At 68.3% G+C, this 13606-nt stretch carries 13 protein-coding genes; 11 read left to right on the top strand and 2 right to left on the bottom strand.

What is annotated here, in order from left to right; all coding sequences use genetic code 11:
* Window positions 1-105 precede the first annotated feature (105 nt).
* Complete coding sequence (locus OB895_RS09405; protein WP_079112153.1) at window positions 106-2592, bottom strand: glycogen/starch/alpha-glucan phosphorylase; 2487 nt, start codon at window positions 2590-2592, stop codon at window positions 106-108.
* Between the two features lie 139 nt (window positions 2593-2731).
* Here OB895_RS09405 and OB895_RS09400 point away from each other — a divergent pair, with 139 nt between their 5' ends.
* The 3 genes from OB895_RS09400 (at window position 2732) to OB895_RS09390 (ending at window position 4962) form a co-directional block, all read left to right on the top strand.
* On the top strand, window positions 2732-3520 hold the full coding sequence (locus tag OB895_RS09400; RefSeq protein ID WP_079112154.1) for a MerR family transcriptional regulator: 789 nt from the start codon (window positions 2732-2734) through the stop codon (window positions 3518-3520).
* A gap of 238 nt (window positions 3521-3758) precedes the next feature.
* A complete protein-coding gene (locus OB895_RS09395; RefSeq protein ID WP_079112155.1) occupies window positions 3759-4133 on the top strand; it encodes a hypothetical protein in 375 nt (124 codons plus the stop codon).
* 4 nt (window positions 4134-4137) lie between these two features.
* Window positions 4138-4962: a nitroreductase family protein gene (locus OB895_RS09390; RefSeq protein WP_079112156.1), complete on the top strand. Its 825-nt coding sequence runs from the start codon at window positions 4138-4140 to the stop codon at window positions 4960-4962.
* Window positions 4963-4965: 3 nt separating this feature from the next.
* On the opposite strand, the gene OB895_RS09385 is transcribed toward OB895_RS09390, so the two are convergent.
* The gene (locus OB895_RS09385; protein WP_079113892.1) at window positions 4966-6495 is read right to left on the bottom strand and encodes an FAD-dependent oxidoreductase; all 1530 of its coding nucleotides are present in this window, start codon (window positions 6493-6495) and stop codon (window positions 4966-4968) included.
* A gap of 86 nt (window positions 6496-6581) precedes the next feature.
* Between OB895_RS09385 and OB895_RS09380 the strand changes: the two genes are divergently transcribed.
* The 8 genes from OB895_RS09380 to OB895_RS09345 all read left to right on the top strand — a co-directional run bounded on the left by OB895_RS09380 (window position 6582) and on the right by OB895_RS09345 (window position 13600).
* Complete coding sequence (locus OB895_RS09380) at window positions 6582-6974, top strand: fluoride efflux transporter FluC (protein WP_079112157.1); 393 nt, start codon at window positions 6582-6584, stop codon at window positions 6972-6974.
* Window positions 6971-7330: a fluoride efflux transporter FluC gene (locus tag OB895_RS09375; RefSeq protein ID WP_079112158.1), complete on the top strand. Its 360-nt coding sequence runs from the start codon at window positions 6971-6973 to the stop codon at window positions 7328-7330. The genes OB895_RS09380 and OB895_RS09375 overlap by 4 nt, the downstream gene beginning before the upstream one ends.
* 157 nt (window positions 7331-7487) lie before the next feature.
* Window positions 7488-8759 (top strand): ABC transporter substrate-binding protein, encoded by a 1272-nt coding sequence (locus tag OB895_RS09370; RefSeq protein WP_079112159.1) that lies wholly within the window; start codon window positions 7488-7490, stop codon window positions 8757-8759.
* Between the two features lie 6 nt (window positions 8760-8765).
* Window positions 8766-9725, top strand: coding sequence for a carbohydrate ABC transporter permease (locus OB895_RS09365; RefSeq protein WP_079112160.1), 960 nt, complete (start codon window positions 8766-8768; stop codon window positions 9723-9725).
* Window positions 9718-10611 (top strand): carbohydrate ABC transporter permease, encoded by an 894-nt coding sequence (locus tag OB895_RS09360; protein WP_194285999.1) that lies wholly within the window; start codon window positions 9718-9720, stop codon window positions 10609-10611. Before OB895_RS09365 ends, OB895_RS09360 begins: the two co-directional genes overlap by 8 nt.
* Before the next feature lie 3 nt (window positions 10612-10614).
* A complete protein-coding gene (locus tag OB895_RS09355) occupies window positions 10615-11679 on the top strand; it encodes a LacI family DNA-binding transcriptional regulator (RefSeq protein WP_079112161.1) in 1065 nt (354 codons plus the stop codon).
* Between the two features lie 43 nt (window positions 11680-11722).
* Window positions 11723-12892, top strand: coding sequence for a Gfo/Idh/MocA family protein (locus OB895_RS09350; protein ID WP_042537964.1), 1170 nt, complete (start codon window positions 11723-11725; stop codon window positions 12890-12892).
* A gap of 117 nt (window positions 12893-13009) precedes the next feature.
* On the top strand, window positions 13010-13600 hold the full coding sequence (locus tag OB895_RS09345; RefSeq protein WP_042537962.1) for a TetR/AcrR family transcriptional regulator: 591 nt from the start codon (window positions 13010-13012) through the stop codon (window positions 13598-13600).
* Window positions 13601-13606: the final 6 nt, after the last annotated feature.

Below are 13606 nucleotides of genomic sequence, written 5' to 3'. Positions count from 1 at the left end.
CGTCTGCAGGATTCGGGCACGTCGGAAGGACGGTTCGGGGGAGATGGTCCTGCAGACGTGCTTCGGTCCTGCAAACGGCACGGGTGGGGTGCTGAAACGGCGACCTCAGACGAGGGGCGGAGTGTGCCAGATGCGGTCGATGTAGTCGCGGATCGACCGGTCGGACGAGAAGAACCCCGTGCGGGCGACGTTGAGGATCGCGGAGCGGGTCCAGGAATCCTGGTCGGCGTATGCGGCATCCACCCGATCCTGCGCGGCGATGTACGACGCATAGTCGGCGAGCACCATGAAGCGGTCCTCGTAGAGCAGGTTCGAGACGACGGGTTCGAACATCGAGCGGTCGCCGCGAGAGAAGGCGCCGGAGGCGATCAGGTCGATCGCCCGACGCAGGCCGTCATCGGCCTGGTAGTACTCCTGCGGCCGATAGCCGCGAGTGCTCAGCGCCTCGACCTCGGGCTCGCTCATGCCGAAGAGATAGAAGTTGTCGTCGCCGACGAGCTCGCGGATCTCGACGTTGGCCCCGTCATCCGTGCCGATGGTGAGCGCGCCGTTCAGCGCGAACTTCATGTTGCCGGTGCCAGACGCCTCCTTGCCGGCGAGCGAGATCTGCTCCGACAGGTCGGCGGCGGGGATCACGCGTTCGGCCAGAGTCACGTTGTAGTTCGGCGGGAAGACGACCTTCAGTCTGCCCTCGAGTCGCGGGTCGGTGTTCACCACCTCGCCCACGGCGTTGATCAGGTGGATGATGCGCTTCGCCATCGCGTATCCGGGCGCCGCCTTCGCGCCGAAGATCGCCGTTCGCGGCACGACGTCGGACACGGCGATGCGCCCCGAGATCACGCCCTCGTAGGTGGTGACGATGTGCAGCACCTTCAGCAGCTGGCGCTTGTACTCGTGCAGACGCTTGACCATGACGTCGAGCATGTGGCCGTCGCTGATCTCGACGCCGTCCCGTTCGCGCAGCACCTCGCTCAGGCGGCGCTTGTTCGCGGCCTTCACCGCGGCGAACGCGGTGCGGAATTCGGCATCCTCGGCGAACGGCTCGAGCTCATGCAGCCGTTCGAGGTCGGTGGTCCAGCCGTCGCCGATCGCGGCGGTGACGAGCGAAGAGAGTTCCGGGTTGGCGAGGCGCAGGAAGCGCCGAGGTGTCACCCCGTTCGTGACGTTCGTGAACTTGCCGGGGAAGAACGCGTCGAAGTCGCTGAGCACCTTCTCGCGAAGCAGCTGCGAGTGCAGCTCGGCGACGCCGTTGACCTTCGCTCCGGCGACGGTCGCGAGGTACGCCATGCGCACCGAGCGCTCCGGATGCTCGGCGATGATCGACATGTTGCGCACGAGCATCTCGTCGTCGCCGAAGCGCTCGCGCACCGCCACGAGGAACTCGTCGTTGATGCGGTAGATGATCTCGAGGTGGCGGGGCAGCAGTCGGCCCAGCAGTTCGACCGGCCAGACCTCGAGCGCCTCGGGAAGCAGAGTGTGGCACGTGTAGGCGAAGCACTGCTGGGTGATCGCCCACGCGGCATCCCACTCGAGGTGCTTCTCGTCGATGAGCACGCGCATGAACTCGGGCACCGCGATCACCGGGTGGGTGTCGTTGAGCTGGAAGATCACGCGCTCGGGCAGGTTCGCGAGGTCGAAGCCGTCGGCGAGCATGTTGTCGAGGAAGTCGTGGATGGATGCCGCGACGAAGAAGTACTGCTGCTGCAGGCGCAGCTCCTTGCCCTGCGGGGTGGAGTCTTCGGGGTAGAGCACCTTCGAGATGTTCTCGGCGAACGTCTGCGCTCGCACGGCCTCTTCGTAGTCGCCCGAGTTGAAGATGCGCAGGTCGAAGGCGCTCGTGGCGACCGCGCTCCACAGCCGGAGGGTGTTGACGCGGCCGTTCCGGAATCCGGGGACCATGTAGTTGTAGGGCACGGCCTGCACGTTCCACGCGGGGACCCACCGGCTGCGCGTGACGCCGTCGTCGTCGTACTTCTCGGTGTGGCCGCCGAACGCGATCGTCTGCGCGTCTTCGGGTCGCGCGAACTCCCACGGGGAGCCGAGCGCAAGCCAGGCGTCGGGCTGCTCGACCTGCTGACCGTCGACGAACGTCTGACGGAAGATCCCGTACTCGTAGCGGATGCCGTAGCCGATGCTCGGCACAGCCATCGTGGCGAGCGAGTCGATGAAGCAGGCGGCGAGGCGCCCGAGTCCGCCGTTGCCGAGACCTGGCTCGACCTCGTGCGCGCGCAGCTCGTCGAGCGAGACGCCGCACGACGCCAGGGCTTCGCCGGCGACCTCGGTGAGGTCGGCCGCGAGCAGGTTGTTGTCGAGCTGACGGCCCAGCAGGTACTCGGCCGAGAGGTAGCAGACGCCCTTCGCCTGCACCTCCTTCTGGTGCCGCACGTCTTCGAGCCAGCGTGCCATCAGGTACTCGCGCACCGTGTGGGCGAGCGCGAGATAGCGGTCATTCGCGCTGGATGCCGACAGCGCGACGCCGCGGTCGAAGTTGAGGTTGTGCAGGAAGCGCTCGACGAACTCATCCGCAGTGCTCGGCGGAGCGATCACGGGAGCGAGGGCGAGCGGCTGCAGAGGGGAGTGTGATTCGGGCACGAGACGACCGTAGCGAGCGACGAGCCGATTCGTGTGACGCGCGGATGAAGAATATCGGTTGGGCAGCAGCTTGACCTTGACGCAACGTCAACTTCTACCGTGGAGTTATCGAAGAACGGATCCACGGAAGGAAGACTCGATGACCGGTCGTGATTGGTCGATCCAGGAGATCGCCCGACTCGCGGGCACCACCAGCAGAACGCTGCGTCACTACGACGACGTGGGCCTGCTGTCACCCTCGCGCATCGCGCACAACGGCTATCGCCACTACGACGAGGCCGCGCTCGTGCGCCTGCAGCGCATCCTGCTGCTGCGTGAGCTCGGACTCGGTCTGCCGCAGATCGCGGAGGTGCTGAACCCGGTGAATGCGCGGCAGAGCGAGGAGTCCGCTCTCGAGACACACCTCGCGCTGCTGCGCGAGGAGCAGAACCGGCTGGCGCGGCAGATCGCGTCGGTCGAGAACACCATCAACGCACTGAAAGGAGGTGAAGAACTCATGGCAGAGAACATGTTCGACGGCTTCGACTACACCCAGTACAAGGAGGAGGTCGAAGAGCGCTGGGGTCGCAAGGCCTACGCCGACAGCGACCGCTGGTGGCGCGGGATGACCGATGCCGAGCGCGCCGACTGGCAGCAGCGTGTGTCCGACCTCGGTCGCGACTGGATCGCCGCCGCAGAGAGCGGCATCGACCCGGCATCCGCCGAGGCTCAGGATGTCGCTCGGCGCCACGTCGAGTGGCTCACCGGCATCCCCGGAACCCCCGCGGCCGTGCCGGGTGGTGACGTGAAGGGATACGTCATCGGGCTCGGCGAGATGTACGTCGCAGACCCGCGCTTCGGCGCGAACTACGTGACGTCGGCCGGCGGCACGCAGGGAGCGGAGTTCGTCCGCGACGCCCTTCGCATCTACGCGGAAGGCAACCTGTAGCCGGCATTCGCGTCCGTCAGCCGCTGCTGCGGGGTCAATAACGCATCCGAAACGCCCGTTTCAGGTGCGTTATTGACCCCGCACGGTGCGAGAGGTGTGGGGGCGGGGCGTTTCGTCTCGCTCGGCTTCGCCGTGCTCGCTCAACGACCGGGGCGCGACGAGACGCCCCGCTTTGCACAGATCGAGACACCAGGGCAAGGCCGAGAGCGGATGCCGGGGGTGGGCGTAGGGTCGGGTCATGGGCCACCGCCGCAGACGCACCGACGCCGCGCCGCTCTTCGCCGCGGCGGCCGTCGCCTACACCGCGAACGTCGCCCTCGGGACGGCGGTCGCCGCCAAGGTCATCGACACGAGCAGCTTCCGCTGGCTGCACCATGCGATCTACGTCGCCACCTGCGCCACCGCTGCCGCCGCGTTCTCGGCGATCATCTGGGGCCGGCCGACGCATGCGAGCCGCCGCGCCGCCGTGGCGCTCGCGCCCGCCGCCGCTCCGCTCGCCGCCATCCCCTACCTGGGCACGCACAGCCGACGGCATCCGCTCGTCGCGCTCGCCGCGGCCCCCTTCATCGTCGCGGGCCTCATCTGCTCGCGCCTCGCCACCGACCGGAAGTGAACGCATGGAACTGCTCGACGCCATCCGCCGCCGCAAGACCACGAACGGGCCGTTCCTGCCCGACCCGGTGTCGGAGGAGCATCAGCGCATCCTGCTCGAGGCGGCCGGTCGTGCCCCTTCGCAGCTGAACAGCCAGCCGTGGCGGTTCGTGGTCATCGAGAACCGCGACACGATCGACAGGATCGCGCGGATCTCGGGCGAGAGCATGACCGAGGCGATGTCGAACGGCACGTTCTTCGAGCGCTACAAGCCGTACTTCCGCTTCAGTCAGGCCGAGATGGAGGAGAAGCGCAGCGGGATGCTGTTCGACAAGCTCCCCGCGGCCCTCCGCCCGTTCACGAGCCAGGTGTTCACGAAGCGCGGTCAGAAGCTGATGAACACGTTCGGCGTGCCCAAGACGCTGGGCGAGGAGAACCACAAGCTGGTCGGCGGCTCTCCGCTCCTGCTCGGCGTGATGCTCGATCGCAGCGAGTACCGACCGGGCCAGCTCTCATCGTTCTACTCGGTCTTCAGCATGGGCGCGGCGATGGAGAACGTCTGGCTGACGACGGTCGAGCTCGGCATGGGCATCCAGTTCATCTCGTTCCCGATGGAGGTGCCTGGTCGCTGGGACGAGATCGTGAAGCTGCTGCGCGTGCCAGATGACCTCGAGCTCATGGCGGTCTACCGCCTCGGCTATCTGCCACCCGAGCAGCGTCGCCCGGCGATCGACTGGTCGAGCCACCAGCGCAAGCTCGCCTCGCAGTACGTGTTCCGTGAGAACTGCGACGAGCCCCAGCAGGGCTGGGACGCGCCGCCGCCGGGTGCGGGCGCCCCACCGACGAGCTGAGCGTCAGCCCCCGCTCTTGCGGGGGAGGACCTTCAGATCCTGCAGCGCCGGACCCTCGATGCGGGTGCCGTCGGCAGCGAACCGAGAGGCGTGCAGCGGGCAGTCCCAGGTGCACTCGGCATCGTTCCAGTCGAGCACTCCGCCGAGGTGCGGGCAGACGGCCGAGACCGCGCGGGTGACTCCGTCGACCGTCGAGATTCCGACCGGGCGTCCGCTGCGGTTGGCGACCACACCCTCGCCCTCCGCCGGCTTCGGAACCGGCACGGGGTTGCGCTCGGCCTCGACCCATCCGCTCGTCGCGGCGGCCGCGACCTTCGCTCCTTCTGCGGCTCCTCGGGCGAGATCGGCCGGCACCGTCAGCCTCGTGCCGAGCTTGACCATCCACGACGGCCGATCGTGCCAGTGGGCGCCGAGGATCTCTGCGGTCAGACGCAGAGCAGCGGCCGGCGCGTTCGACAGCCCCCATTTGGCGTAGCCGGTCGCGAAGCGGATGCTGCCGAATCCTCGTGGCATCGCACCCACGAACGGGATCTGGTTGTGCGACTCGTAGTCCTGCGCCGACCAGCGGTGTGTCTCCTCGGCATCCGGAAAGTACTGCTTCGTCCAGTCGATCAGATCGTCGACCGCGGCGGCCTCGCTGTCGGAGCGCCCGACCGGATGCCCGTTGCCGCCGACGATGAGCTGCGCCGTGCCGCCGGGGCCGTCGGCGGGCGAGACCGGACGGATCGACCTGCTGGGGGAGTCGAGCGAGATGAAGGTCGACTCCGGCACGTCGCCTGCGACGCGGAACGAGACGCAGTAGGACCGGAAGGCGCGCATCTTCGCGAAGTACAGCCCGCGGTCGAGGATCGGATAGCCCGTCGCGATCACGATGTGCTCCGCGAACATGGGCCCGACCGGGGTCTCGACGCGCGGCTCGGGAAGGACGTGGGTGGCGGTGACCCGGGTTCCCGTGTGCAACGTGCCGCCGGTCGCGAGCAGCTCCTCGGCGAGCGCCTGCGTCACGAGCGCAGGGTCGATGGTCACCTGGTCGTCGAGCGCGACGGCGCTGACGACGGGGAATGCCGCCTCCGAGAGCTCCTCCCGAGTGAGCACCCTGGTCGCGAGGCCCGCTTCGCGCGCCGCCTCGTGCACCGCGCGCACCGAGTCGACGCCGTTCGGATCCTGCGCGTAGGAGTGGTCGGCTCGCCGCTCGTACGAGACGCCTGAGTGGTCGGCGAAGCCGACCAGCCAGTCCATGCCCTCGCGGTTGCCTTCGACGTACGCCTGCACGAGGGAAGCGGAGTGGTGCCTGCGGATCTCGGCGAGCCGCTTGCCCTGCAGCAGGGTGAGCTTGCCGGTGTTGCCGCCGGTCGCCAGCTCGGCGACCTCCCCCGCCTCGATCACCGCCACGTCGAGCCCCGCTCGCGTGAGCATGACCGCGGTGGTGAGGCCGGTGAGGCCCGCACCGACGATGATCACGTCGTGCCGTGCGCCGGGATCGAACGGTGTGCCGATGGGCGGGGTCCGGTCGAGCTTCCACAGTGGCTTCATGGCGTCAGTCTTCGCCCAGACGCCGCGCAACCACACCCGGTTGACAATCAGCGGATGCGTTGCAACGGCGCGACTAGAGTTGTCGCGTGACTCTCCGCAGCCTCCTCCTGGTCTTCGTGGGAGGCAGCATAGGCACGGCGGCGCGGCTCGCGGTCGCGCTCTGGATTCCGGATGCCGGAGGCTTCCCGGTCGCCACCCTCACCGTCAACGTGCTCGGGGCGCTGCTGATCGGCATCCTCGCCGCTCGGCTGCCGCAGACCACGGGCCTGCGGGTGTTCCTCGGCACCGGTGTGCTCGGCGGCTTCACGACCTACAGCGCGTTCATGACCGGTGCGGTGGAACTCTGGGCGGATGCTCCGCTGCTCGCCTTCGTCTACGCCGCGGCCAGTCTCGTTCTCGGCCTTGCCGCGGCCGCGGCGGGGCTGCGTCTCGGCCGACCTCGTCCGCCCGCCCGCCTCGACGGAGCAGCAGCCGCATGAGCCCGCTGCTGTTCATCGGAGCCGCACTCGCCGGAGGCGTGGGAGCAGCGCTGCGCCATCTCGTCGACCTCGGTGTCGCGAGGGTCGCGGGTCGGCGCTTCCCGTGGGGCATACTCCTCGTGAACCTCAGCGGGTCGTTCGCATTGGGCGTCATCACCGCGGCGCTTCCTGACGGCGCCTTCCTCCTCGGAGCCGGTCTGCTCGGGGGATACACCACGTTCAGCACGGCGATGCTCGACACGGTCGCGCTGTGGCGCGACGGCGAGCGAACGGCATCCGCGTTCAATGCCGTGGGGATGCTGCTGCTCGGTCTGCTCGCGGCAGGGCTGGGGATCGCGCTCGGCTCGATGCTCTGACGACGACGACGAGGGTCTGTCCGCCTCGCGCTGAGATTGATGCTTGACCCGATCGTCCGCACCGGGCTAGTCTCCTTGCTAATCGTTTAACTGCTAATCGTTTAACACGAGAATCCGACGCAGTGACGATCCCCTGCACCCGTCGAAGGAGACACCGATGCCCCGCACTTCCCCCCGCGCCCTCGGCGCCCTCGCCGCCTCCGCGGCAGCCGTCCTCGCGCTCAGCGCCTGCTCGTCGTCGGCCGGGGGCGCGAGCTCGTCCGGCGGCGATGTCACCCTCAGCTACGCCATCTGGGACGAGAACCAGAAGCCCGCCATGGAGGACATCGCCGCGGCGTTCGAGAAGGAGAACCCGAACGTCACGATCGACATCCAGGTGACGCCCTACAAGGAGTACTTCACCAAGCTCCAGACCGCGGCCACCGGCGGATCCGCGGCCGACGTGTTCTGGATGAACGGCCCGAACTTCCAGCTCTACGCCTCGAACGGCCAGCTCGCGCCGCTGGACGATGCGGGGGTGGATGCCGCCGACTACCCGCAGGGCCTCATCGACCTCTACACCTTCGACGGAAAGCTCTACGGCGCTCCCAAGGACTTCGACACCGTCGCCCTCTGGTACAACAAAGGGCTCTTCGACGCGGCCGGCGTCGAGTACCCGAGCGCAGGCTGGACCTGGGATGACTTCACCGCGGCGGCCGCCGCGCTGACCGACCCTGCCACGGGGCAGTTCGGTGTCGCAGCCAGCCAGTACGGGCAGGAGAACTTCTACAACTCGATCGCCCAGGCAGGTGGCGAGGTCATCTCGGCAGACGGGACCGAGAGCGGCTACGGCTCGCCCGAGGCGCTCGCCGGCATCGAGCTGTGGACCGACCTCATCGAGGCCGGTTCCTCGCCGACAGCGCAGCAGATGACCGACACCAACCCCGAGGACTTCTTCCTCTCGGGCAAGGTCGCCATGTTCCAGAACGGTTCGTGGGCCGCCATCGCCTACGGAGACAACGCCGACATCGCCGACAAGGTCGACGTGGCGCCGCTGCCCGAGGGCCCCGAGGGCAACCAGAGCGTGATCCACGGCGTGGGCAACGTCGCCAACGCGAAGAGCCCGCACGTCGCAGAGGCCAAGGCGTTCGCGGCCTTCGCCAGCGGCGAAGAGGCCGCCGAGATCCAGGCGGAGACCGGCACGGTGATCCCCGCATTCAACGGCACCCAGCAGGGGTGGGTCGACGCACTGCCGCAGTACGACCTGCAGGTCTACATCGACGCGCTCGATTCCGCGGTGCCCTACCCGGTCTCGAAGAACACGTCCGCGTGGACCAGCATCGAGAGCGAGGTGCTCTCGCAGGTGTGGTCGGGCGCCGTCGCCCCCGCAGAGGGCCTGAAGGACCTGGCCGAGCAGATGCAGACCGCGCTGGACGCCGAGCAGGAGTAACCGGACATGACCGTCGTCGCGTCACCCGCGCGCGCCCAGGCAGAGCGGATGCCGGAGGCCTCGAGCCCCGGCATCCGCCGCCGGCGACGCAATCCCGGTGCCTCCCCGTGGTGGGCTCTCGTCTTCCTCGGGCCGACCGCACTCGGCATCGCCGTCTTCTACCTGTGGCCGACGGTGCGCACGCTCATCATCTCCTTCACGAAGTCCGGCCCCTTCGGCGGCTCCGAATGGGTGGGGATGGAGAACTACGCCCGCCTGTTCCAAGACCCCGAGCTGATCGGCGCCCTGCGCAACACCGCGCTCTACACGGTGATCGCCCTCATCGGCATCCCGCTCGCCGTGGGCATCGCCGCGCTGCTGAACACCGCGGGGCTCAAGGGGCGCAGCGCCTACCGCACGCTCTACTTCATCCCGGTCGTGACGATGCCCGCCGCGATCGCGCTGGTGTGGCGCATGATCTACAACGGCGACTACGGCGTGCTCAACGCAGCCCTCGGCTCGGTCGGCATCGAGGGCCGCAGCTGGCTCACCGACCCGAACACCGCCCTCGTCGCCATCGCGGTCGTCGGCATCTGGGCGGGTCTCGGCACCAACATCGTCATCTTCCTCGCCGGCCTCCAGGGCATTCCCGACACGATCATGGAGGCGGCCGACCTCGACGGTGCGGGACCGGTGCGCAAGTTCTTCTCCATCACCATCCCGCTGCTGTCGCCGTCGATCTTCTTCGTCAGTGTCATCAGCGTGATCGGCGCGCTGCAGGTGTTCGACCTCATCTACATGATGCTCGGCCGCAGCAACCCGGCCATGCCCAACACCCGCACGGTCGTCTACCTGTTCTACGAAGCGGGGTTCCTCGACAACGACCGGGGGTACGCCGCCGCCATCGCCTTCCTGCTGCTCGTGATCATCCTCGTGCTCACGGTCGTGCAGTTCCGTCTGCAGAAGAAGTGGGTGCACTATGAGTGACGTCTCGCTCGACACGCGTGCCATCGTCGGCGCTCCGACCGGTCGCTCGGCCGCCCGTCCCGGAAAGCCTCGCAACAGGGGGCTCTGGATCGTCCACGTCGTGCTCCTCGTCGGCGCGATCCTCATGGTCTTCCCGTTCATCTGGCAGCTGCTGACCTCGTTCAAGACGCTGTCCGACTCGGCGCAGGTGCCGCCGAGCCTGCTGCCGCGCGAGTGGGTGTTCACGAACTTCGGCGAGGTCTTCGAGTCGATGCCCTTCGCGCAGATGTTCGCCAACTCGGTGCTGCTCACTGTAGGGCGCACGGTCGGGCAGGTCGTGCTGTGCACGATGGCCGGCTATGCCTTCGCCCGCATCCCTTTCCCCGGCCGCAACGCCCTGTTCGTGGTCTTCCTGTCGGTGCTGATGGTCCCCTCGCAGCTGTACCTGCTGCCGCAGTACGAGATCATCCAGGCGCTCGGGTGGCTGAACACTCTGCAGGCGCTGATCGTGCCCGGCATCTTCAGTGCATTCGGCACGTTCCTGATGCGCCAGTTCTTCATGTCGATGCCCGCGGAACTCGAGGAGGCGGCCCGCATCGACGGAGCGAATCCGTGGCAGACCTTCTGGCGGATCATGGTTCCGCTCGCGAAGCCTGGCATCATCGCTCTCGTGGTGTTCACTGTGCTGTGGTCCTGGAACGATCTGCTCTGGCCGTTGATCGTGACGACCGACCCCGCCAAGATGCCGCTGTCGGTCGGGCTCTCGCAGCTCGTCGGCATCCACGGCACCGACTACCCGGTGCTGATGGCAGGAGCGCTGCTCGCGACCCTGCCGATGCTGGTCACCTTCATGATCCTGCAGCGGCAGTTCATCCAGGGCATCGCCTTCAGCGGATCGAAGGGCTGACCCATGGCAGAGCGCAGGCAGCAGTCGGCGACCGCACGGCGGCCGACCCTGAAGATGGTCGCAGAGCGCGCAGGCGTCTCGACGGCCACGGTGTCGTACGTGTTCTCGGGGCGCTCGGGCGCGGCATCGGGGGCGGGCGTCGCCGAGGCCACCGCGGCCAGGGTGCTCGCTGCGGCCGACGAGCTCAACTATCGACCGAACATCGCCGCGCGGACGATCCGCACCGGGCGCAGCGGCATGGTGCAGCTCTCGCTGCACATGCTGAGCGACCCGTGGTCGCTCGCGGTGGCCGACGCCGTGAACGCCGAGGCGAACAGGCACGGTCTCACGACGCTCATCCTCGCCGACGGCGACTGGCATGCGGCCCTGGACAGGGTCGAGAGCGACGTCGCCTATCTCGACGGCGTCGGGATCGACGAGGATGCCGAGCGCAAGCTCGCCGACCTCGTGCAGCGCGGGCAGCGGCTCGTCGTGTTCTCGGAGCACCTCGAACCCGCGGGCTTCGACGTCGTGCGGTCGGATGCGATCCCGGGGTGCGAGCTCGCGATGGAGCACCTGCTCGAGAGGCACACGGCGATCGGGTGTCTCGCCGCCGAGGGTGCAGTGCGCCTCGCGCCGACGCAGGTCACCAGATACACGCCGTACCTCGAGAAGATGGACGGTGCCGGCCTCGAGGTCGATCCGGACTGGACCGTCACATACACCGAGGGGCAGGCCAGCGCGTTCGCGGCGGCCGTGCAGCTGCTGTCGAAGGACGACCGGCCTTCTGCGATCTACGCGACCACCGACTTCGCGGCCATCGCGGCGATCAACGCGGCGCACATGCTCGGGCTCCGTGTGCCGCACGACGTCGCCGTGATCGGCGTCGGCAACACCCCTGACGCGCAGCTCGTCGCCCCCACGCTGACCACGGTCGGCCCGACCGACTTCTACGACAGGCAGGCGCGCATCATCATCGACCGCGCGCTCGCCGCAGACGATTCTCCCGGGCAGCTGCACGAGTTCGCCTGGTCGCTGTTCCCCGGGGCGTCGACCGACCTCGACGCCCCCTCCTCTCACTCGCGCTGACGCCGCCGTCTGCGCGCACATCTCTACTCCCAGAAGGACCACCGTGGATCTCACCATCGGAATCATCGGCTTCGGCGCGCGCGCCACACTGCGCGAGGAGGTGCACCGCCCCGGCCAGGGGTCGCGCATCACCGCGGTCTGCGACCCGTCGGAGCGCGCCCGCGACGACGCTCGACGCCTCCTTCCGGATGCTCTCATCACCGACTCGCTCGACGAGCTGCTCACCTCGGGTGTCGATGCTGTGATGGTGCTGACGCCGGATGACACGCATGCGGCGCTCAGCATCCGGGCCCTCGAAGCGGGCGTCGCGGTGTTCTGCGAGAAGCCGCTCGCGATCGACCTCGCCGACGCCGACGCGATGCTCGAGACCGCTCGCCGAACGGGCAGCCGCCTCTACATTGGCCACAACATGCGGCACATGCCGGTGATCACGCTGATGCGCGGACTCATCCAGGACGGCCGGATCGGTGACGTCAAGGCCGTGTGGGTGCGCCACTTCGTCGGGCACGGAGGCGACTACTACTTCAAGGACTGGCACGCCGACCGCCGCCGGACCACAGGTCTTCTTCTGCAGAAGGGGGCGCACGACATTGACATCATCCACTGGCTGGCGGGTGCCTACACCGAGCAGGTCGCCGCGATGGGCGAGCTCAGCGTCTACGGCGACATCACCGACCGGCGGGATCGCACGGGCGAGCGCATGCCCGACTGGTTCAGCGTCGACAACTGGCCGCCCACGTCGCTCACCGGGCTCAACCCGGTGATCGACGTCGAGGACATCTCGATGGTCAACATGCGGCTGTCCGGTGGCATCCTCGCCTCGTACCAGCAGTGCCACTTCACACCCGACTACTGGCGCAACTACACGGTGATCGGCACCGAGGGGCGCATCGAGAACGTCGGCGACACCGCCGGCAGCGAGGTCAGGTTGTGGAACCGCCGTCACCGCGGTGCGGCCGACGCCGACGAGACGTTCCTCGTCCCCGAGTCGGAGGGTGCAGGGCACGACGGGGCGGACGCGCTGCTCGTCGCCGAGTTCCTGCGCTTCGTGCGCGACGGAGGAGCCACCGAGACCTCGCCGGTGGCCGCGCGCGAAGCGGTGGCGGCCGGAATCCTCGCCACCGAGTCGCTGCGCGGCGACGGCTCGGCGATCACGGTCCCTCAACTGGACGAAGACCTCGTCGCCTACTTCGAGCGCGGCCAGGTCGAGTAGGCGGCGCGAGCGGCAGCTGTCGCACCAGCGGCGCCCTGAGCGAACCCCCAGGTTCGGAATGCAGAATGTACAAAAGTACATGTACGCCCGTACAGGGGTGATCGCTGGGGGTCCGGAATGAGCGATGGCACGCGCCGCCGCCGCGACCCTGAAGCGCGCCGTCGAGAGATCGTCACCGCGGCAGCCGAGCTGATCGTCGAGATCGGCGTCGACGCTCTCACCCACCGCAAGGTCGCCGCGCGCGCCGGGGTTCCACTCGGCTCGACGACCCAGTACTTCGCCACCCTCGACGACCTGCGCGAGGCGGCGATCGGGGCGTTGGCCGTCGAGATCGAGGCGCGCATCGACGCGACCCGGCAAGCCGTGATCATCGAGGGAGTGACGCCCGAGGGGATCGCCCGCCTGGTGCGCCGAGGGCTCGACGACGCGCGTGCGGTGCAGGCCGACCGTGCCGTCGTCACCGCGGCCGTGCACGACCCGCGCGTCCGACAGTTCGCCCGGCTCTGGTCCGACGAGATCGTCGGCTTCATCGCCCCCGTTCACGGAGTGGATAGGGCCAGGGCCGCAGCCGTCTTCATCGACGGCGTACTCTGGCACTCTCAGATCCACGACGAGCCGCTCGACGAAGAGCTCATCCGCGACGCCCTCGCCGGGATCCTCACTCCTCAGGCGTCCACTTCAGCATCCACCGCCGCAGCATCCGCCTGATCAGCA

Source organism: Microbacterium forte (assembly GCF_031885415.1).
In the GTDB taxonomy this organism is placed as follows: Bacteria; Actinomycetota; Actinomycetes; order Actinomycetales; family Microbacteriaceae; genus Microbacterium; species Microbacterium forte.
Note: the sequence above shows the minus strand (reverse complement) of the source record. Positions and strands in the feature narration are given on the sequence as shown.